The sequence below is a fragment of the Paramicrobacterium chengjingii genome (assembly GCF_011751765.2).
Lineage (GTDB): Bacteria > Actinomycetota > Actinomycetes > Actinomycetales > Microbacteriaceae > Paramicrobacterium > Paramicrobacterium chengjingii.
The window spans coordinates 594,011-615,295 of the sequence record NZ_CP061169.1; the positions used below are offsets into that span (position 1 = coordinate 594,011).

A 21,285-nucleotide genomic window follows, 5' to 3' on the forward strand; every position below is an offset into this window, starting at 1 on the left:
CTCAGCGACTGGGCGCTGCGCTCGTTGAATTGCGCACCTTGAGGCGCGTCGGGTGAAAGGTCACGCCCTCTGCAGGGTTCTCGTCCGCATCGATCGCTCGAAGAAGCGTGTCGACGACAAGGGTTCCCTGCTCGCGCGGTGACTGCTCGAATGTGGTCAGCGAGAACATCGCCGCGCATTCGTGGCCGTCGATGCCGATCACACTCAGTTGGCCTGGAACGTCGATGCCGAGTCGTCTGGCCGCGATGATGGCGCCGATCGCGAGTTCGTCGCACGCGGCAAAGATCGCGGTTGGCCGGTCTCGAGCATCGGTCAGCACATCGACAGCGGCTTCATATCCGTCAGGGATGCTCATATCTGCATCACGGATGCGATCGGTGAAGGCGAGTCCAGCGGCGGCCATTGCCTGTTCATATCCGAGACGGCGCTTGCGCGGAACCGAGAAATCGGTGCGTGGCCCGGAGTCTCCGCCGAGGTGCACGATGTTCGTGTGGCCGAGGCTGACCAAATGCTCTGTCGCCAGACGAGAGATGCCGACATCATCGACGGCGATGGACGCGATGCCGGGGACGTGTCCGCCGATGCCGACAAGCGGACGGCCGAGTGTGCGCAGGTGCACGATGTCAGATTCATCGGGCTCGACGGCAACAGCGATGATCCCATCAAAGCGCTTGCGTGCAAGGAAATAGTCGAAGACGTCGTCGCTGCGTTCGTTGGGGTGAACGTTATAGAGAGTCATGTCGTAGCCATGGGAGCGCAGCTCGGACTCGATGCCCTCGAGCACTTCGCCGAAGAACCAGCGAGAGATGAACGGGATCATCACGCCCACAGTCTTCGTGCGCCCGGTGACGAGGCTCGCGGCGTTGGGCGAGGCGACATACCCGAGTTTGTCGGCTGCCGAGCTGACCCTCAGTCGCGTTTCCTCCGAGACATAGCCGCCCCCGGACAGCGCTCTGCTCGCTGTTGACTTTGAAACGCCGGCGAGCTTCGCCACGTCGGCGAGAGCGCTCATGGTGGCCTCCGTAGCGGCAGTAGAAACACTCGAGTCCGCGAGCCGACGAAGATTCGTGGCTCTCACTCGAGGCGACAGTACCGCAGATTAGCTCATTGTGGAACCGGTTCCTTAGGTCGTGTTTCGCATGAGAGCGCTTCCACTCCGCGCAGATTGGTTCTCAAGGGGATATCTATTTGTGATCTTGGCGCCTTGTGGGTTTGCTGGGAGCCAAGTAGCTTGGCTACTGGAACCGGTTCCTGACGGTTTTCACGGGTGCCACCACCCGCCCTGCACCACTCAACGAGGAGGACAACGATGAGGTTCACACAGCGCAGCAGGCGCGTTCTCATCCCGTTAGCGTTTGCCGGTGTCGCCGGACTTGCGCTGACGGGCTGTACCGGAGATATCGCGGCCCAAGATAAGGGAGACACTGACTGCTCGCCGTACGAGGAATACGGCACGTTCGAGAACGAATCCGTTGACATCAGCGGCACCATCGTCGACACCGAAGCCGACCTCATGACGAAGACCTGGCAGGATTTCGCAGCGTGCACCGGGATTGACGTCAACTATCAGGGCACGCAGGAGTTTGAAACGCAGATCACCGTTCAGGCCAAGGCAGGCAATGCTCCGGACATCGGCATCGTTCCCCAGCCTGGCCTCTTTAACTCGCTCGCCGAAGGGGGCTACCTCAAGCCCGCCTCGCAGGCCGTCGAGGACCACGTCGACGAATTCTGGTCCGAAGACTGGAAGACATATGGAACCTATAACGACGAGTTTCTCGCAGCGCCGCTCATGGCCAGTGTTAAGGGCTACATCTGGTACTCGCCAAGTGAGTTCAAGGACAAGGGCTACGAAATTCCGAAGACACTCGATGAGCTGAAAGAACTCAGCGATACCATCGCGGCAGAGGGCGATCACAAGCCCTGGTGCGCCGGTATGGAATCTGGCGAGGCAAGCGGCTGGCCCGGCACCGACTGGATTGAGGACTTCGTTCTTCGCCAGGCCGGACCCGATGTCTACGACCAATGGGTCACACACGAGATCCCCTTCAACGATCCCGCGATTGTGAAGGCGTTTGATTCGGCCGCCGAATATCTGAAGGATCCCGAGATGGTGAACGGCGGTCTCGGTGACGTATCCACGGTCATCTCCACCGCATTCGGTGACGCAGGGCTTCCGATTCTCGATGGCGAGTGCTCACTGCACCACCAGGCATCCTTCTATGAAGGGTTCTGGCCGGAGGGCACAAAGGTCGCGGCTGACGGAGACGTCTATGCGTTCCTGATGCCTCCCACATCTGCCGATGCCGGACAGGCAGTGACCGGTGGTGGCGAACTCGTCGTCGCGTTCACAGAGAGCGATGCCGTCGAAGCAGTTCGCGCATATCTCTCAAGCGACACCTGGGCTAACAAGCGCGTCTCTCTCGGCGGTGTCATTAGCGCAAACTCCGGGCTCGATCCGGAGAACGCAGGCAGTGACATTCTGAAGGACAGCGTCAAGATTCTGCAGAACCCAGACACTGTGTTCCGATTCGACGGCTCCGACCTGATGCCGAGCGCTGTTGGAGCATCCTCCTTCTGGACGGGCATCATCGAGTGGCTGAACGGCAAGAGCTCACAGGATGTAGCCGACACCATCGAGTCAAGCTGGCCCAGCAGCTGACCGTATCTGTCGCAGGTGGGGCCGCTGAAGCGGCCCCACCATGCTCTTCTTTCCCTCGATGAAAGGCGTCACACAATGACGACTGCTGACCTCATCGGCAAGATCCTCCAGCTGGTTGGCGGCCTGGCGATCTTCGCTGCGGTGATCGGAATTCTTCTCTTTCTGCTGGACAAGACGCCCAGACGCGGCCGCAATCTCTGGCAGATCATCGGCTTTCTCGCACCCGCAATGATCCTGCTTATTGTGGGGCTGATCTACCCGGCAATTCGAACGACGCTGCTGTCGTTCACGGACCGCAACGGAAACTGGAACGGGCTCGACAACATCGTATGGATGTTCACACAGCCCACGATTTTGCTGACACTTCTCAACACCGTCATCTGGGTGATCCTCGTACCGACGATCTCCACTGCCGTCGGTCTCGCCTACGCGGTGTTCATCGACAAGTCGCGCGGCGAGAAGATCTATAAGGCACTCGTCTTCATGCCCATGGCGATTTCATTCGTCGGCGCGGGCATCATTTGGAAGTTCGTCTACGACTACCGTGCAGGCGGTCGAGATCAGATCGGCCTCCTCAACCAGATCGTCGTGTGGTTCGGCGGAGAACCAGTACAGTGGCTGCAATCCAGCCCGATCAACACGTTTCTGCTCATCGTCGTGATGATCTGGATTCAGACCGGATTCGCGATGGTCGTCCTGTCCGCCGCGATCAAGGCGATCCCCGCCGACCAGCTCGAGGCCGCGGAACTCGACGGCACCAACGCCTGGCAGCGGTTTCGGAACGTCACGCTCCCCGGCATCCGTGGCTCTCTTGTTGTTGTCGTGACGACAATCACGATCGCGACGCTCAAGGTGTTCGATATCGTGCGCACGATGACAGCGGGAAACTTCGGCTCGAGCGTTATCGCCAACGAGATGTACACCCAGGCCTTTCGCGCAAATGAACCGGGCCGCGGCTCGGCGCTTGCTCTCGTTCTGTTCATCATGGTGCTGCCCATCGTGATCTACAACGTGCGCGTGCTGAAGCAGCAGAGGGAGATCCGATGAGCCAGGCACCGACACACACCGCTGCGGTGACGACCAAGGACGGCGGGCAGAAGGCTGGCTTTGACCAGGGATCGAGCCGACGCGTCAAGCGACGCCTGACCTCGCGCCCTGCGTCAGCGATCGCGCTTCTCATCGCCGTCGTCTGGACGATCCCGACATTCGGACTCTTCGTCTCGTCATTCCGGCCACAAGAACTGTTGCAGTCCACCGGATGGTGGACGATCTTTCAGAACCCCGGCTTCACGCTCGACAATTATCAGGAAGTGCTGCTCTCAGCATCCGCCTCGTCACCTCAGCTTGGCGCGTACTTCGTCAACTCGCTTGCCATCGCGATTCCCGGCACGATCTTTCCGATCGTGCTCGGCGCCATGGCCGCGTACGTGTTCGCGTGGGTGAGGTTCAGAGGCTCGAACTGGCTGTTCATCTTCGTGTTCGCTCTGCAGATCGTGCCGCTGCAGATGGCGCTGCTGCCTCTGCTGCAGCTGACCGTTCAGCTGCTCAAGCCGGTTCAGGCAGTCATACACGACATCGTCCCGATGATTCCCGAGCAGAGCTATCTTTCGATCTGGGTAGCGCACACGATCTTCGGGCTTCCCCTCGTGATCTTTCTGCTGCACAATTTCATCTCCGAGATTCCCAAGGACGTCATCGAAGCCGCTCGCGTTGACGGCGCGAGCCACGCCCAGGTCTTCTTCCGGATCGTGATTCCTCTGGCGATGCCTGCACTCGCCTCCGTTGCGATCTTCCAGTTCCTGTGGGTGTGGAACGACCTGCTGGTCGCCCTGATCTTCTCGGGCGGAACACAAGACGTCGCACCGCTCACGCAGAGACTGGCAGAGCTCACCGGAACGCGCGGGCAAGACTGGCAGAGGTTGACAGCATCCGCTTTCGTGTCGCTGATCGTGCCGCTCATTGTGTTCTTCAGCCTGCAACGGTACTTCGTGCGTGGGCTCCTTGCCGGGTCGACGAAGGGCTGAGCACGCCGTTCGCCGAGAGCGTCGACGGCGCGCCCGACTCATGGACTCACCTGCGTAAGGTGAATCTATGAGTATGCGCGGCGGACGGCCTGTAGGCGGCGCCGCACGTGCCGATCGCGAGGCGCTGAAAGAGCAGAACGCCAGCGCCCCGCAGATTCCGCACTTGCTCCGGCGCACACTTGAGCTCTTTCGGCCGCACAAACTGGCAATCTCACTCACCGTCGCCGTCGTTTTAGTCACCGCGGCAATCTCTGTGATTCCGCCTCTGCTCGTGGAGAGTGCGTTCGACGTTGGCCTTTTCCCGCAGGGTGAAGGCCCGAACCTGTCAGCGCTCAGTGTGATCGTCGCCGTGATGATCGGCCTCTATATTCTGTCGGCCGCGCTCGGCGTCTGGCAGGCGTATCTCACGGCAACGGTAGGAAACAGCGTGATGGGCGAGCTTCGGGTGCTGCTTTTTCGGCGGTTGCAGTCCATGGAGCTGAGCTTCTTCACCCACACGAAGACCGGTGTCATTCAGTCGCGGCTGCAAAACGACGTCGGCGGGGTGGCAAATGCCCTGACCAACACAGTGTCGAGCGTGCTCGGAAACACGGTGAACGTGATCGCGGCGTTCGTGGCGATGGTGCTGATCAGCTGGCAGCTCACCGTTGTGGCGATTGTGCTGATGCCGCTGCTCGTGCTCGTGCAGCGCCGTGTCGGGCAAGTGCGTGCGCGCATTGCCGGGCAAGCACAGGAGTCGCTGTCGGACATGACGGCAATCACGCAAGAGACACTGAGCGTCTCGGGTGTGCTGCTGTCAAAGAGTTTCAACAGGCAGCAGTCAGAGATCGATCGCTATCGTGAAGCAAACCGCACTCAGATTGGCCTGCAGGTGCGGCAATCGATGAGCGGGCAGGGGTTTTTCGCTCTCGTCAACATCTTCATGTCATCGATCCCCGCGATCGTCTACCTGTGCGCCGGGCTGCTCATCACGGGCGGCACGGGAGACATCACGGCGGGAGCGATCGTGGCGTTCACGACAGTTCAGTCACGACTGCTGTTTCCACTCACAAGCCTCATGCGCGTCGCACTCGATCTGCAGACCTCTGGCGCGCTATTCGCGCGAATCTTCGAGTACCTCGACCTCAAGCCGGCCATCGTCGAGCGTCCTGATGCGATTGACGTCGCCGATGCGCCGGGGCCGCTGGGGAGCGTCAGCTTTGAGAACGTCAGCTTTCGCTATCCGGATGCTCCCGAGCAGTCACGCCCGACACTCGACGACGTGTCGTTCGCCATCGCGCCCGGCGAGTTCGCCGCGTTCGTCGGACCATCGGGTGCCGGAAAGACGACGATTTCATATCTGGCGGCGCGACTCTACGATGCCTCGAGTGGCACCGTGACTTTTGCGGGCGCCGATGTGCGGAAGCTGACGCAGGGCTCGGTGATCGACAGCATCGGCATCGTGAGTCAGGAGACATATCTGTTTCACGCGTCGATTGCTGAGAACCTTCGTTATGCGAGGCCCGAGGCGACGGATGCCGAACTCGAAGCGGCGGCGCGTGCAGCGAACATCCATGACACAATCGCTGCCTTCCCCGACGGCTACCAGACGCTGGCGGGTGAGCGCGGCTACCGCCTCTCTGGGGGCGAGAAGCAGCGACTCGCCATTGCGCGCGTGCTGCTGAAAGACCCGGCTGTGATGCTGCTTGATGAGGCAACGAGCGCCCTCGATTCACTGTCGGAGCGGGTGGTGCAGCACGCCCTCGACACGGCATCGAAGGGACGCACCACCATTGCCATCGCGCATCGACTTTCGACGATCGTCGGAGCCGACCGCATCCTCGTCATCGATGCGGGGAAGATCGTCGAGCAGGGTACGCATAGTGAACTCCTGGCCGCTGACGGTGTGTACGCGCGGATGTACCGGGAACAGGCGGGTGGGCACGGCCCGACGTAGCATCTGTCATAGTCGGCCGTCGCACACCGCCGCCGTATTAGGCTCGGTTCGACGCCAGAAACGGCAGACGACGAAACGGAAACCCCTGTGAAGTACGCCTCCTCCATCACTGATCTCATCGGCGACACCCCGCTGGTCAAGCTCAACAGCGTTACCGCCGGCATCGCCGCGACGGTGCTCGTGAAGCTGGAGTACCTCAACCCCGGGGGCTCGTCGAAGGACCGCATTGCAGAACGCATCATCGATGCTGCGGAGCAGGCAGGTGATCTGAAGCCGGGCGGCACCATCGTCGAGCCCACATCGGGCAACACCGGAGTCGGGCTCGCCCTCATCGCGCAGCAACGCGGCTACCGCTGCGTCTTTGTTCTTCCCGACAAGGTGGGAGTGGATAAGCGCAACGTGCTCACGGCGTACGGCGCAGAGATCGTCGTCACCCCCACGTCGGTGGCTCCCGATGACCCTGAATCGTATTATTCGGTCTCGGACCGCTTGGCGCGCGAGATTCCCGGAGCGTTCAAACCAAACCAGTACTTCAACCCGAACGGCCCGCGCAGCCACTACGAGACGACAGGGCCGGAGATCTGGCGCGACACAGACGGCGCTGTCACGCATTTCGTTGCTGGCGTCGGCACCGGCGGAACCATCACGGGGACGGGGCGCTACCTGCGGGAGGTCTCTGACGGCACCGTGCGGATCATCGGCTCGGATCCCGAGGGTTCCGTCTACTCGGGCGGCACCGGTCGGCCGTACCTGGTCGAGGGTGTGGGCGAAGACTTCTGGCCCGGCGCGTATGACCCGAGCGTCGTTCATGAGGTCATCCCCGTGAGCGATGCTGAGTCGTTCTCGATGACTCGTCGGCTCGCCCGAGAAGAGGGGCTGCTGGTCGGTGGGTCGAGCGGTATGGCCGTCGTCAGCGCGCTCAAAGCCGCCGCCGATTTGCCCGCCGACGCTGTCGTCGTCGTGCTGCTTCCAGACGGAGGTCGCGGCTACCTCGGCAAGATCTTCAACGATGACTGGATGCGCAGCTACGGCTTTCTCGATGACACAGAGGAACGCACGGTGTCCGACGTCGTCACGGCGAAGAGCGGAGGGCTTCCTGCGCTCGTGCACGTGCGACCGACAGACACTATTCGCGACGCCATCCAGCTCATGAGCGAGTACGGCGTTTCGCAGCTCCCTGTGCTTTCGGCAGAACCGCCCGTCGTCATGGGAGAGGTTGCCGGCGCGATTGCCGAGCGTGACCTGCTCGACACCGTGTCGTCGGGTGCCGTTTCAGCGCATGACGCTATGTCGACGGTCATCGGAGATCCGCTGCCCCTCATCGGCAGTGGAGCGTCGGTATCAGCCGCACGCGCGGCGCTGGCAGCATCCGATGCTCTGCTCGTCACTCACAAAGGCAAGCCCACCGCTGTGCTCACGCGGCAGGACCTGCTCACATTTTTCAGCAACTGATCGATCGACGGATGCTGCGGCGAGGCCGCAGCATCACGGAAGGTAGCCATGTCGAAAACTCCAGGATTCTCAACGCGGGCCATTCACGCCGGGCAGGCGGCTGACCCGACAACTGGCGCCGTGATCCCGCCGATTCACGTGACGTCGACGCACATGCAGGACGGCATCGGAAACCTGCGCGAGGGCTATGAGTACGGCCGTGCTGCCAATCCGACACGCTCGGCGCTTGAGTTGCAGCTTGCCGCGCTCGAGGGCGCGAAGCACGCCATTTCGTTCTCGTCTGGACTCGCCGCCGAGGATGCCCTGCTGCGCGGCATCCTGCGCCCCGGCGACCACGTGGTGATCGGCAATGACGTGTACGGCGGAACGTACCGGTTGCTCGCGAGCATCTTCGCGTCGTGGGGCATCGAGCACACGGTTGTCGATCTAGGCAACTTGCGCGACGTGCAGGCGGCAATTCGGGAGCAATCGAAGGTGTTGTGGGTCGAGACACCGTCAAACCCGCTCATGAAGATCACCGACATCGCTGAACTCACCGAGCTGGGTCATGCTTCAGGCCTCATCGTCGTCGTCGACAACACGTTTGCCACGCCTGCATTGCAGCAGCCGCTCTCGCTTGGAGCCGACGTAGTCGTGCATTCGACAACGAAATATCTCGGCGGTCACTCGGATGTCGTCGGGGGCGCCGTCGTGCTGAATGACGCAGCGCTGCACGAGAAAGTGCGCTTCATGCAGTTCGCGGCTGGCGCGGTGTCGAGCCCGTTCGACGCTTACCTGACGTCGCGTGGCATCAAGACTCTCGACGTGCGCATGGAACGGCACTCGGCGAACGCGCAGAAGATCGCTGAGTTTCTCGAGGGGCATGACGGCGTGGAGCGTGTCTACTACCCGGGTCTCGAATCGCACCCGGGCCATGCGCTGGCCGGCCAGCAGATGTCGAGATTCGGTGGGATGCTGTCGCTCGCCCTCACCGGAGGCGAGAAAGCTGCGCGCCGGTTCGCTGAGAGACTCTCTGTCTTTACGCTCGCCGAGTCGCTTGGCGGTGTCGAGTCGCTCGTCAACTACCCGAGCGAGATGACACACGCATCGGTAAAGGGAACGGCGCTCGCTGTGCCTGAGAACGTCGTTCGACTCTCGGTCGGCATCGAGAACGTCGACGATCTGCTCGCCGATGTCGACAGCGCTCTGGCGCGCGTGGCGAAAAAGCGCTGACCCGCCGCCGGTTGCCCGGCGGCACGTTACCACGTGGTCTTGCGGTCGGTGTCAGGCGTCAAGCCAGCGTCGTGGCCCCGTGCCTTCGTCGCCGAGCGAATCGTCTGGGTTCTGCAGTGAACATCGTTTGAGGCTCAAGCACCCGCAGCCGATGCAGCCGTCGAGGTCGTTGCGCAGATGCTCCAGCGCTGCGATGCGTTCGTCGAGCTGCTGGCGCCATCCCGCAGACAGTCGTGCCCAATCACGCTTCGTCGGGGTACGGCCATCGGGAAGCGAATCGAGTGCAGCCCTGATGTCCGCGAGTGACATTCCGACGCGCTGCGATGTGCGGATGAATGCGACGCGACGCAGAGTGTCCCGGCGATAGCGGCGCTGATTGCCGCCCGTTCGCTCCGCAACGATGAGCCCGTTGCGTTCGTAGAAGTGCAGGGCGGACGCTGCAACGCCGCTGCGTGCCGACAGCTCACCGATCGTCAGATCGTGGTGCTTGCCTCCGGGTATCTGTGGCATAAGTCGGCGCCTTTCTCTCACGCTTGACCTCAACCATAGTTGAGGTTCTACGGTGGGTGTTGTGACAGGTGAGAGAACGATCGCCGAGAACCGCGAAGCGGCCGGGATCCTGAATAGAAGATATCGCTGGGTGACGACGGGAACGGTCGCGCTCGTGTTCTTCTCGGCGTTCGAATCCCTCGCTGTCACAACGGTAATGCCCGTCGTGAGCGCCGACCTGAACGGCGAAGCGCTGTACGCGCTCGCCTTCGCCGGTCCGCTCGCGACGGGCATCATAGGCATGGTCGGCGCGGGAACATGGGCAGACCGGCGTGGACCTGTCGTACCCCTCTACGCGTCGGTCGCCGCGTTCGTGATTGGCCTGCTGATCGCCGGCGTGGCGTGGACGATGGACCTCTTCGTCGTCGGACGACTCGTGCAAGGGCTTGGCGGCGGAGGGCTCACCGTTGCCCTGTACGTCGTTGTTGCTCGCGTCTTCCCCGCAGAATTGCATCCCAAGGTCTTCGCCGCATTCGCTGCGGCGTGGGTGATCCCCTCGCTTGTCGGCCCGTTCATCTCGGGTATCGTCGCTGAGACACTCAGCTGGCATTGGGTGTTTCTCGGAGTCGTCGGGCTCGTCATTGTGGCGCTCGCCATGATCATCCCGTCGCTGCGCTCGATCGAACGCACCCACGGCGACGGTGCCCGGTTTCCCGCTCGGCGCCTCGTGCTCGCCACGCTGGCTGCGGGAGGTGTGCTCGGACTCAGCCTGCTCGGAAGGCTGCCGACCGTCGGATGGCCGCTCGCTCTCGGCTTCGGCGCTCTCGCGGTGATCGCCGTTGCCCGGCTTATGCCGCGAGGCGTTCTGCGTGCGACACACGGACTCCCGTCGGTCATCGCTCTGCGCGGACTTGCCGCCGCGGCATTCATCGGCGCTGAGGTGTATGTGCCGTACCTGTTGACGCGCGAGTACGCGTTTAGTCCGAGCGTCGCGGGCCTCGCTCTGACGTTCGCTGCCCTCAGCTGGTCTGGCGCATCCACTGTGCAGGGCCGCATTGGTCTGCGACTGGAAAGCGTCGTCTTCGTGCGCATCGGCGCTCTGCTCATTCTTGTGTCGACAGTCACCGCGGCCCTGACGGCGGCGCTGCACCTTTCGCCCGTTGTTCTGATCATCGGCTGGACCATTGCGGGAGCGGGAATGGGGCTCGTGTATCCGCGAACCTCGATCATGGTGCTCACGTATTCGACGACGGTCGACCAGGGCTTCAACAGCTCCGCCATGTCCATTGCCGATTCGCTCGGCGGGGCTCTCGCACTTGCCGTCACGGGCATTCTCTTTACGGTGGCGGGGTCTGGCCTGTGGGCATTTGCCGCAGTATTCGCGCTCGCCGTCGTTCTCTCGATCGGAGCATCCGCCGTGGCGCCTCGCGTCACAGCATCCGTCATGCGCGGTTAGGTGACGCGCGACGTCCATGATCGAGCGGCCACTACGAGATCCCGAGGGCTGTCGGGCCGCAGCCGAACCCGACTGACAATTTCTGTGCGCCCGGCCACGGCGATCTGCGTCGGCTCGCGAAGCGTCACCGTGACCGTCGTTTCGCTTCCGTGCGTCAGGCAGAGTGTGCGTTCGCCGTCGTTCTCGACAATCTGAACGTGCTTTCCCTTTTCGTAGGAACGCTGCTCGAGTGACACCGATTCGACACTGTGCCAGGGAACGTCCACGCGGGCGTTGAAGCCGTTTCTAATGTGGATGCCGGTGTCATCGAGGGTGTGCGGGTATACGGTCATGGCAGCACCGAGGCCGAACATCCAGATGAGTCCCCAGATGCCGACGATAAGAAATCCGATCTGCACGGGAGGCCACGGTGAGAGCAGAAAGTGAGCGACGGGCACCTCGATCGCCGATGCGACGATGAACCCGATCAGGGCCGGGGCGACGGAGGTGACGTACGAGAAGGGGATGCTGCTGGGTGTGCGTGTCGGTTGACGGCGCGCGATCCAGAAGTACAGGCTCTGGTAGATGCGCAGTTCGTAGAGCACTGCAAATCGAGTGCCCCGCCATGCCATGTACAGAAATCGGCTCATCGTTCTGCCTCGTGTGCGGCGATGAGCTTGGCAAGCGTCGCCGTGACCGTGGCGACGTCTGCCGCAAAGCGCTCGCGACGCTCGGGGGAGAGGTCGCGCAGCAGATCGTCGGCGAGTTGCTCGTGGTCGGCGTGCATGCGCGACATCGTGGTGGCACCTGTGCTCGTGAGCGTCACGAGCACAGCTCGACGGTCGCTCGGGTGCGTCTCGCGCGTGACGAAGCCTGTCTCGACGAGTGCGTCGACGAGCCCCGTGACGTTGCGCGGCGACACGCTCATTGCCTCGGCGAGTGAGCGTTGCGTCTGCGGGCCACCGGTCTGAAGCATCCACAATAGGTGCGTGCGTGACGGGGTCAATCCAAGCTCGTTGTCGCTGCGCGCCATGTCGGCGCTGAAGAGCGTCGTGAGCGCGAGAACCTGATCGAGGATCACGGTATTCGGGGTCGCAGTCATATTGTGAGTCTACAACATAATGAACCTACTTCACAAAAAACTCGAGCGTGAATTGACAGTGCATAGCCGTCGACGTACTATCGACAAGACAACGGGAATGCGCTTTCCGATTGAGCTCGATGGAGAGAATGAGGTACTTGCGATGACAGCACAGACCGCGCCTCCGGCGACGGAGATGATGGCCCTTTCGCAGACAGAGAAATCGCAAGGAAAGTTTGCGAGCTGGTGGGCGAAGAGTTGGCACCCCATCGTGTTTGTCATCGCTCTCGTGGTTGTGTGGTGGGCCGTCACCACGGCGGGATGGGTGAAGCCGTACATCATTCCCTCGCCCGTTGACACGTGGATAGCGATGTCTGACAATGCCGCATACCTGGCTCAACACACCTGGGTGACGGCGTATGAAACGATCGTCGGATTTATCATTGCCGTGATTGTCGGGCTCGCCGTAGCCGTTGTCATGGTGTACTCCGGCGGGCTGGAGAAGACTCTGTACCCGGTGATCCTCTTCGCTCAGGTGGTTCCGAAGATCGCGATCGCTCCGCTCTTTGTCGTGTGGCTTGGATTCGGTGCAAGCCCGAAGATTCTCGTTGCCGTGCTGATGGCTTTCTTCCCCGTCGTGATCTCGGGGCTCTCCGGACTGCGCTCGGTTGACCCTGACGTGCTCCAGCTCACCTCCACAATGGGTGCAGGGCGGTTCAAGACATTCGTCAAGGTGCGGCTTCCCGCTGCACTGCCCGAATTGCTGTCTGGGTTCAAAGTTGCCGCGACTCTCGCCGTTACCGGTGCGGTGGTCGGCGAATTCGTCGGAGCGAACGAAGGGCTCGGCTACGTGATCCTTCAGGCGAACGGAAACCTCGATACGGCGATGCTCTTCGCCGCTCTCATCATCATGTCGCTCATGGGCGTGCTGCTCTTCGGGATCATCCAAATCGCCGAGCGCTTTTTGATTCCGTGGCATTCCTCGAAGCGTGATCTTGGCGCATCCACCGTTCGACTCTGACAGATCAACCACAAGAAGAAGGGGTTTCGATGAAGAAGCCATCATCAGCACTCACAGCCATCGCGGCAATCGCCGCATCAGCACTCGCTCTCACAGGATGCAGCGGTTCCAGCTCTGACCAGTCATCGGGAGATGGCGAGGGAATGACGTCCGTGACGCTCATGCTCAACTGGTATCCGTACGGCGAGCACGCGCCTTTCTACTACGGCGTTGACGAGGGCATCTTTGAAGAGCACGGTATTGATCTCACGATCAAGGCCGGCCAGGGGTCGACAAAGACTGCACAGGCCGTAGGCCAGAAGCAGGTCGACTTTGGGTGGGCTGACACTCCAGCCGTTCTTGCAAACATCGACAAGGGCGTGTCGATCAAGAGTGTTGGCGTCTTCCTGCAGACGACTCCCTCGGCTGTTCAAGTCTTTGCGGATTCTGGAATCGACTCGCCTAAAGATTTGAAGGGCAAGACCATCGCGGTCTCGGCCGGAGATGCTCCCACAACCACGTTCCCCGCGTATCTCGAAGCCGTCGGGCTCTCTGAGGGCGACGTCAAGCAGCAGAACCTCGATGCAGCGGGAAAGATGGCAGCGATGCTTTCGGGTAAGGTCGATGGGCTCATCGGCTTTGCACACGACCAGGGGCCGACTATTGCAGAAGAGAGCGGCAAAGAGGTGAAGTATCTTCGTTACTCGGACGCGGGCCTGAACTTCTTCAGCAACGGGCTCATCGCTCCCGGTGACACCATTGAAAACGACCCTGACCTCGTCTCGGCGATGGTGGCAGCAACCTCGGAGGCGTTCGAAGCCGCCGCCGCTGACCCGGAAGCCGCAGTTGCCACGATGGACGGCAAAGACCCGCAGCTGCCGAGCCAGGACGTGCTGCTCAATCAGTGGAATGAGACCGTGAAGCTTCTGCATACCGACGCCACAGAGGGTAAGGCGCCCGGGGCCAATTCCGAAGAAGACTGGTCGGCGACGATCAGTGTGCTCTCTGAAGCTGGCCTCATCGAGGCCGGCGGCGATGTCGACAGCTACTACGACGCATCCTTCGCTCCTGAGAAGTAGCGATGAAAATCCTGACGGGCGAGAGGAAGCCAATGTCGCAGACCGAAGAGAAAACGCGGACCGTCGCGATCGACGATCTTTCGGTGACGTTCGCGTCCAAGAGGGGAAGGGTGAACGCGCTCGAGGGCATCGATCTTCATGTCGAGAAGGGCGAGTTCATCGCGATCGCCGGCCCGTCAGGATGCGGCAAATCAACGCTGCTCAAGGCCGTTGCCGGGTTGACGAAGCCAAGCCATGGTTCGATTCAGCTGAAGGGAAGCAACGTCGAGAAGCCGCGGCAGGACATCGGCTACGTCTTCCAGCGCGCGGCTTTGCTTGACTGGCGAAGCGTGCGCGGCAACATCCTGATTCAGGCGGAAATGCGCGGCATGGACATGCGCAGTGCAAACAAACGCACAGACGAGCTGATCGAGATGACGGGACTTAGTGGCTTCGAAAAGGCATTGCCACATGAGCTGTCTGGCGGAATGCAGCAACGCGTCTCGCTGTGTCGCGCGCTGCTGCACAAGCCAGATGTGCTGCTTATGGACGAGCCGTTCGGCGCGCTCGACGCGTTGACCCGCGAAAAGATGAACGTTGAGCTGAACCGAATTTGGCGTGAGACTGGCACGACAGTTCTTCTCGTCACGCACTCCGTTGCCGAGGCCGTTTACCTGGCAACGCGCGTTGTGGTGATGAGCCCACGGCCGGGCCGCATCATTGAAGAGCACACGGTCGATCTCGCTCCAGAGCGTGATTATGCGACCGTGCTTGAGACGCCGGAGTTCCATCGGGTGTCCAGCCGCGTACGTGAGCTGCTGGGCTCGACGGCGAAGGCTGACTGACGAAGCATCGCCGCGAGCGCCGTCAAAAGGGACCGATGCCGCATGTGACGTTGTCACATGCGGCATCCCTCGTCTAGATTTGAGTCGCGGAACGACAGCCGAGGGGGAGCATGTCCACGAGCGACGCACGGGGCCGGCTGCCGAACATGCGAGACGTTGCCAAGGCAGCAGGCGTCAGCCATCAGACTGTATCCCGAGTGATCAACGATCATCCGAGCCTGCGCGACGAGACGAAGCGGCGTGTGCTCGAAGTCATGGCCGAGCTGAACTACCGCCCCAATCGCGCGGCGCGCGCGCTCGTGACGAGCAAGTCCCACACCATCGGGGTGCTGGCTTCTCATCGGTCTGAGTACGGTCCGGCGACCATGATCGAGGGTGTCGAGAATGCGGCGAAGGATCGCGGCTACTTCGCCAGCACTGTCAATCTTTCCGGATCAGACGATTCGGCCATTCGCGCCGGACTCGACCACCTCATGAATCAGGCAGTCGACGGCATCGTGCTCGTTGCTCCGCAGGTGCGCGTTTTCGATGCCATGAGCCTGCTGCAGCTGGACGTGCCATTCGTCTCGGTGCACCAGCGTGACGTCGCCGACCGTCACGTCATCGCCGTCGACCAGGTGGCTGGAGCCCGACTCGCCACGCGACACCTCATCGCGCAGGGCCACCGGCGCATTGCCCATCTCGCTGGTCCGCAAGAGTGGATTGAAGCCGAGGCTCGAACGCGCGGCTACCTCGACGAAATGGCTCAGAACGGGCTCGTCGCCGAGAATCCGATCATCGGGGACTGGTCGTCGGATTTCGGGTATAGGTCCGGAAGTGAGCTCTTCGCCGAGGGGTCAGTGACCGCTGTCGTCTCTGGTAACGATCAGATGGCGCTGGGGCTGATCCACGCGCTTCGAGAGCGAGGGCTCGACGTGCCGGGTGACATCTCCATCGTCGGATTCGATGACATTCCAGAGGCGCGGCACTTCTGGCCACCGCTCACAACGGTTCGCCAAGACTTTACCGAGCTCGGCCGCCGCGCCGTCTCCCGACTTCTCGACAGTGTCGGCGAATTGATCACCGAGCCGATCGAGCCGCGGCTCATCATCCGTGCGTCGACAGCTCCGCTGGCCCATAACTGACGGTGCGCTGCGACACCAGCTGCTACTTGCCGGGTGAGAAAATAGAACGCTCACAATTACTGATGGATTGCGAAAAGCCGCGGCTTCTCTGGTGCAGCACGTTATATGTTCGTGATCATTTCGTCTTGAATATTGACAATTGTGAGCGCTAACATCTGGGAGAGGCACTCAGATTCCCACAGCAATGGTGCCGGGGCGGCCAATCGGTCGCGGCTGAACAAGGAGGTTTAGTGTGAAGAAACTAGTGACCGGGCTCGCGGCAACCGGCGCCCTGCTGCTTGCGCTCACGGGGTGCTCCGCCGGGGCATCGGGTGGCGACGGCGGCGACAAAGCGCCGGAGGACATCATCGTCGGCTTCGCGCAGGTGGGAGCTGAGAGCGGCTGGCGCACGGCGAACACCAAAGACGTCAAGCGGGCGTTCGAAGACGCCGGCATTGAACTGAAGTTCTCTGACGCGCAGCAGAAGCAGGAGAACCAGATCAAGGCGATTCGCTCATACATTCAGCAGGGTGTCGACGTCATCGCGTTCTCGCCCGTTGTCGAATCAGGGTGGGACGCCGTTCTTCAGGAGGCGAAGGATGCTGGCATCCCCGTCATTCTGACCGACCGCGCCGTTGACTCTGAAGACGAGTCCCTGTACGAGTCATTCCTCGGCAGCGACTTCGTCGAAGAGGGCAACAAGGCAGGCGAATGGCTCGTCGAAGAGTATGCGGACTCGGACGACCCGGTGAAGATCATTCAGCTCGAGGGCACGACAGGTGCGGCTCCTGCAATCGATCGTGCCGAGGGTTTCGCCGAGATCATCAAAGACGAATCGAAGTTTGAGATCGTTGCCTCGCAGACGGGTGACTTCACCCGTGCCGGAGGCAAGCAGGTGACAGAGGCGCTGCTCAAGTCAAACCCCGACGTCGACGTGATCTACTCGCACAACGACGACATGGGGCTCGGCGCTATCGAGGCGATCGAAGAAGCCGGACTCGTGCCGGGTGAAGACATTAAGATCATCACCGTCGACGCGGTGAAAGACGGCATGCAGGCACTCGCCGACGGCAAGATCAACTTCATCGTTGAGTGCAACCCGTTGCTCGGAGACCAGCTCGTCGACCTCGTCAAGAAGGTCGTCGCGGGTGAAGACATCGAGAAGCGCGTCGTCACAGAAGAGACGACGTTCACCCAGGAAGAGGCTAAGGAAGCCCTTCCCGACCGCCAGTACTGATCACACGGTGCCGGGTCCTGCGCAGCGGGGCCCGGCCCGTGCAGTTTCGCAGGGAGAGTACACGCGATGACAACGACGTCCCCCATCGTCGAGATGACCGACATCTCGATCACGTTCCCCGGAGTGAAGGCGCTCGATTCCGTGAGCTTTCGAATGTTCCCCGGTGAGGTTCACTCGCTCATGGGCGAGAACGGAGCAGGCAAGTCCACGCTCATCAAGGCGCTCACGGGCGTTTATCGGCCCGACTCCGGAACGACGCGTGTCGGCGGTCAATCCGTTTCGTTCGCCTCAACTGCGGCCGCTCAGGATGCCGGTATCTCTACGGTCTACCAGGAAGTGAACCTGCTTCCGAACCTCACGGTCGCCGAGAACATCATTCTGGGCCGTGAACCGCGCACGGCGGGCCGCATCGATTGGTCGGCGGTTCGCACCCGCGCGCGAGAAGTACTCGAACGCGTGGGAATAGCTATCGATCCGGGTTCGCTCCTCGGTTCGCATTCGCTCGCGGTACAGCAGCTCGTCGCCATTGCGCGGGCGACGAGCATCAACGCTCGCGTGCTGATTCTCGATGAGCCGACATCAAGCCTCGACGCCGATGAGGTAAAGGAGCTCTTCCGCATCATCCGTTCTCTCAAAGACGATGGCGTCGCCATTCTCTTTGTTTCGCACTTTCTCGACCAGGTGTACGAGATCTCCGACAGGCTCACGGTGCTGCGCAACGGGCGTTTCGAAGGGGAGTATCGCACAGAGGAGCTGCTGCGCATCGACCTTGTGCAGAAGATGATCGGCAAAGAGATCACTGTGCTCGACGCTCTTGATCAGAGGTCGGCAGAGGACGCCGACGACACCCAGAATGCAGACATTCCCGCGATCATCGAAGCAAGCGGGCTGGGACGGCGCGGCGCGGTACACCCCGCAGACATTCGTGTGCTCGAAGGCGAGGTCGTCGGTTTCGCCGGTCTTCTCGGCTCGGGCAGAAGTGAACTCGCGCGACTTCTTACGGGCATCGATCGCGCCGATTCCGGAACAATCCGCTTCGCCGGCACGCCCGTCAAGTTCCGCACTCCGCGCCGTGCTCTTGCGGACCGTGTGGTGTATGCGAGCGAAGACCGTCGTTCCGAGGGCATCCTCGGTGACCTCAGCATTCGCGACAACATCATTCTTGCCCTGCAGGCTGACCGCGGGTGGTTTCGGCCGCTCTCGGCCAAACGCCGCAACGAGCTGGTCGACAGCTATATCACAACGCTCGGCATTCGCCCGGCAAATCCGGATGCGCTCGTGCGCACTCTCTCGGGCGGAAACCAGCAGAAGGTACTGCTTGCTCGGTGGCTCGCCATCGCACCGCGACTGCTCGTGCTTGACGAGCCGACACGGGGAATCGACGTCGGGGCGAAGGCCGAGATTCAGAAGCTCGTCGTCAACCTCGCCGAGAACGGCATGGGCGTCGTCTACATCTCGGCAGAGCTCGACGAGGTGTTGCGCCTGAGTCACAGGGTGGCGATCATGCGCGACAGGCGACTTGTCGCCGTGCTCGACAACGACAACCTGACAACCGACGATGTGCTCGCCGTCATCGCTGACGGCGACAACCTGGAGGAGGCCTCGTGACGACGATCAGACGCATCACTTCGTCTCGGCTGTTCTGGCCGGTCGCCATGCTCGTCGCACTGGCGATCATCGACGTCATCGTTTTCCCTGGATTCTTCACGATCCAGATTCGCGAGGGCGCCCTGTACGGAAGCGTCATCGACATTCTGCGCAATGGCGCTCCAACGCTTATGATCGCGATTGGCATGACGCTCGTCATCGCCACAAAGGGCATCGACCTCTCGGTCGGATCAGTATGCGCTATCGCGGGTGCGGTTGCCGCGGCGATCATCCTCGGCTCGCCAAACCCCGACAGCGTCGCCACAACGGTGATCGCGATCGCGACGGCCATCGCCGTGTCGCTCGTGCTTGGCATCTGGAACGGCGCGCTCGTTGCCGTTCTCGGAATCCAGCCGATTGTCGCGACGCTCATCTTGATGACGGCGGGTCGTGGAATCGCGATGCTGATCACCAAGGGGCAGATCATCACGGTATCGAGCGACTCGTTCCGGTATCTCGGCTCGGGTGTCGTTTTCGGCATTCCGTTTGCCGTGATCGCCGCAATTATCACTGTCGCGATCGCCGGGGCTCTCACAAGGCGCACCGCGCTCGGACTGTTTATCGAGTCAACGGGAATCAACCCGCGTGCCAGTCGCATGGCTGGCATCCGCGCTCGCGGCCTGCTCATTCTGGTCTACGTGTTCTGCGCGCTCTGTTCCGCCGTTGCGGGGCTCATTCTCACAAGCAGCCAGACGGCTGCAGATGCAAACAACACAGGGCTTTTCATTGAACTCGATGCGATTCTCGCCGTGGTGATCGGTGGTACGTCGCTCATGGGCGGGCGGTATTCGCTCTGGGGAACGGTTGTCGGCGCCCTTGTCATCCAAACGCTCGTCACCACCGTCTACACGGTAGGCATCCCTCCCATCGTCACGATGGTGTTCAAAGCGGCAGTCGTGACGGCGGTATGCCTGCTGCAATCTCCGAAGACCGCCGAATACATGTCGGCTTGGCGACGACGCCGAGCGCTGAGCGCGGAGGTCGCCTCATCATGACTCTCACCCGCAAGAACAGCACACCGTTGCCGACAGACGTCGAGCGTTCACGGTGGGGGCTGCACAGCATCCGGGATGTCTTTACGAACCCCAAGTATGGGCCGGTCATCGTGACGGGACTGCTGCTCATTGGCATGTTCGTCTATGGAATGTCGCAGTACCGCGGATTCAACAACCCGCAGATCGTCGTCAATCTTCTCATCGACAACGCCCACCTTGTCGTGCTCGCTGTCGGCATGACATTTGTGATTCTGACGGCGGGCATCGATCTGTCGGTGGGGGCCGTTCTCGCTCTCGCGACGATGATGGCGGCGTCACTTGCGCAGTCTGGACTTCCCGCAGGGGTGATTATTCCGATCATCCTTGTGGCGACAACGGGGCTCGGGTTCCTCGTCGGAGTGATGGTGCACTATTTCGACATTCAGCCGTTCATCGCGACGCTCGCAGCGATGTTTCTCGCACGCGGGCTCTGCTACGTGATCAGCGCCAAGTCGATCTCGATCGATGCACCGTTCTTCACCGTGCTCGGGCAAACGCGACTGAAGTTTCTGGGATTGAGCGTGACGCCCAGCGTGATCATCGCGATTGTCGTTGTCATCATCGCTGTCGTCGTTCTGCGTTACACGCGATTCGGACGCACGGTGTACGCGATCGGCGGCTCGGAGCAGTCGGCCCAGTTAATGGGATTGCCTGTCGCACGCACCAAAGTGATCGTGTACGCGATCTCCGGCTTCTGCTCGGGCCTCGCCGGTGTGCTTTACACCTTCTACACGCTCTCCGGGTACGCGCTCACCGCTGTCGGAACAGAGCTCGACGCCATCGCCGCCGTCGTGATCGGCGGCACCCTGCTGACGGGAGGATACGGTTCGGTTCTCGGTTCTGTGCTCGGAGTGCTGGTGCTGGGGACCATCCAGACGCTCATCACCTTCGATGGGAATCTCACATCGTGGTGGACGAAGATCTTCATCGGCGCACTGCTGCTCATCTTCATCGTGCTGCAGAAGATCCTCACATTGCGTCGTGCCTGACGTCGAGGCTCGATGTCAGCGCCGTGCCGCGTGCGGTAAATGCGCACGGACGGGGCGATATTCTGAAAGTGCTCTCTCGCTCCT

The 21,285-nt window shown here is 61.5% G+C and carries 19 protein-coding genes; 15 read left to right on the forward strand and 4 right to left on the reverse strand.

The features are described 5' to 3' along the window. Position 1 precedes the first annotated feature (1 nt). Positions 2-1,012 (reverse strand): LacI family DNA-binding transcriptional regulator, encoded by a 1,011-nt coding sequence (locus tag HCR76_RS03005; protein ID WP_166984821.1) that lies wholly within the window; start codon positions 1,010-1,012, stop codon positions 2-4. Between the two features lie 297 nt (positions 1,013-1,309). Here HCR76_RS03005 and HCR76_RS03010 point away from each other — a divergent pair, with 297 nt between their 5' ends. The 6 genes from HCR76_RS03010 (at position 1,310) to HCR76_RS03035 (ending at position 9,283) form a co-directional block, all read left to right on the forward strand. Next, positions 1,310-2,659 carry an ABC transporter substrate-binding protein gene (locus HCR76_RS03010; protein ID WP_166984819.1) on the forward strand — a complete coding sequence of 450 codons (1,350 nt, stop codon included), beginning with the start codon at positions 1,310-1,312 and terminating at the stop codon, positions 2,657-2,659. A gap of 75 nt (positions 2,660-2,734) precedes the next feature. Further along, positions 2,735-3,706, forward strand: coding sequence for a carbohydrate ABC transporter permease (locus HCR76_RS03015; protein ID WP_166984817.1), 972 nt, complete (start codon positions 2,735-2,737; stop codon positions 3,704-3,706). After that, positions 3,703-4,683, forward strand: a complete 981-nt coding sequence (locus HCR76_RS03020) for a carbohydrate ABC transporter permease (RefSeq protein ID WP_166984815.1) — start codon at positions 3,703-3,705, stop codon at positions 4,681-4,683. Before HCR76_RS03015 ends, HCR76_RS03020 begins: the two co-directional genes overlap by 4 nt. A gap of 67 nt (positions 4,684-4,750) precedes the next feature. Continuing rightward, positions 4,751-6,619 carry an ABC transporter ATP-binding protein gene (locus tag HCR76_RS03025; protein ID WP_166984813.1) on the forward strand — a complete coding sequence of 623 codons (1,869 nt, stop codon included), beginning with the start codon at positions 4,751-4,753 and terminating at the stop codon, positions 6,617-6,619. 87 nt (positions 6,620-6,706) lie between these two features. Continuing rightward, on the forward strand, positions 6,707-8,071 hold the full coding sequence (locus HCR76_RS03030) for a cystathionine beta-synthase (RefSeq protein WP_166984811.1): 1,365 nt from the start codon (positions 6,707-6,709) through the stop codon (positions 8,069-8,071). A 48-nt stretch (positions 8,072-8,119) separates the two neighbouring features. Further along, complete coding sequence (locus tag HCR76_RS03035) at positions 8,120-9,283, forward strand: cystathionine gamma-synthase (RefSeq protein ID WP_166984809.1); 1,164 nt, start codon at positions 8,120-8,122, stop codon at positions 9,281-9,283. 51 nt (positions 9,284-9,334) lie between these two features. Here the strand turns inward: HCR76_RS03035 and soxR are convergent, their stop codons facing one another. Continuing rightward, complete coding sequence (soxR, locus tag HCR76_RS03040) at positions 9,335-9,793, reverse strand: redox-sensitive transcriptional activator SoxR (protein WP_166984807.1); 459 nt, start codon at positions 9,791-9,793, stop codon at positions 9,335-9,337. A gap of 61 nt (positions 9,794-9,854) precedes the next feature. Here soxR and HCR76_RS03045 point away from each other — a divergent pair, with 61 nt between their 5' ends. Next, entirely contained in the window at positions 9,855-11,228 is a 1,374-nt protein-coding gene (locus HCR76_RS03045; protein WP_244971470.1) for an MFS transporter, read from the forward strand. On the opposite strand, the gene HCR76_RS03050 is transcribed toward HCR76_RS03045, so the two are convergent. After that, positions 11,225-11,857 (reverse strand): YdbT family protein, encoded by a 633-nt coding sequence (locus HCR76_RS03050; protein WP_166984805.1) that lies wholly within the window; start codon positions 11,855-11,857, stop codon positions 11,225-11,227. The two genes, HCR76_RS03045 and HCR76_RS03050, sit on opposite strands and share 4 nt — an antisense overlap. Continuing rightward, positions 11,854-12,309, reverse strand: a complete 456-nt coding sequence (locus tag HCR76_RS03055; RefSeq protein ID WP_166984803.1) for a MarR family winged helix-turn-helix transcriptional regulator — start codon at positions 12,307-12,309, stop codon at positions 11,854-11,856. Before HCR76_RS03055 ends, HCR76_RS03050 begins: the two co-directional genes overlap by 4 nt. A 142-nt stretch (positions 12,310-12,451) precedes the next feature. Between HCR76_RS03055 and HCR76_RS03060 the strand changes: the two genes are divergently transcribed. The 8 genes from HCR76_RS03060 (at position 12,452) to yjfF (ending at position 21,201) form a co-directional block, all read left to right on the forward strand. Continuing rightward, on the forward strand, positions 12,452-13,309 hold the full coding sequence (locus HCR76_RS03060) for an ABC transporter permease (RefSeq protein ID WP_166984801.1): 858 nt from the start codon (positions 12,452-12,454) through the stop codon (positions 13,307-13,309). Positions 13,310-13,338: 29 nt separating this feature from the next. After that, complete coding sequence (locus HCR76_RS03065; protein WP_166984799.1) at positions 13,339-14,367, forward strand: ABC transporter substrate-binding protein; 1,029 nt, start codon at positions 13,339-13,341, stop codon at positions 14,365-14,367. Between the two features lie 32 nt (positions 14,368-14,399). Beyond that, positions 14,400-15,191, forward strand: coding sequence for an ABC transporter ATP-binding protein (locus tag HCR76_RS03070; protein WP_166984797.1), 792 nt, complete (start codon positions 14,400-14,402; stop codon positions 15,189-15,191). Positions 15,192-15,301: 110 nt separating this feature from the next. After that, positions 15,302-16,315, forward strand: a complete 1,014-nt coding sequence (locus tag HCR76_RS03075; RefSeq protein WP_166984795.1) for a LacI family DNA-binding transcriptional regulator — start codon at positions 15,302-15,304, stop codon at positions 16,313-16,315. Positions 16,316-16,547: 232 nt separating this feature from the next. Further along, positions 16,548-17,531 (forward strand): ABC transporter substrate-binding protein, encoded by a 984-nt coding sequence (locus tag HCR76_RS03080; RefSeq protein WP_166984793.1) that lies wholly within the window; start codon positions 16,548-16,550, stop codon positions 17,529-17,531. A gap of 66 nt (positions 17,532-17,597) precedes the next feature. Continuing rightward, a complete protein-coding gene (locus HCR76_RS03085; RefSeq protein WP_166984791.1) occupies positions 17,598-19,139 on the forward strand; it encodes a sugar ABC transporter ATP-binding protein in 1,542 nt (513 codons plus the stop codon). Further along, the gene (locus HCR76_RS03090; protein ID WP_235934350.1) at positions 19,136-20,173 is read left to right on the forward strand and encodes an ABC transporter permease; all 1,038 of its coding nucleotides are present in this window, start codon (positions 19,136-19,138) and stop codon (positions 20,171-20,173) included. Before HCR76_RS03085 ends, HCR76_RS03090 begins: the two co-directional genes overlap by 4 nt. Beyond that, complete coding sequence (gene yjfF / locus HCR76_RS03095) at positions 20,170-21,201, forward strand: galactofuranose ABC transporter, permease protein YjfF (RefSeq protein ID WP_166984789.1); 1,032 nt, start codon at positions 20,170-20,172, stop codon at positions 21,199-21,201. Before HCR76_RS03090 ends, yjfF begins: the two co-directional genes overlap by 4 nt. Positions 21,202-21,285 lie beyond the last annotated feature (84 nt).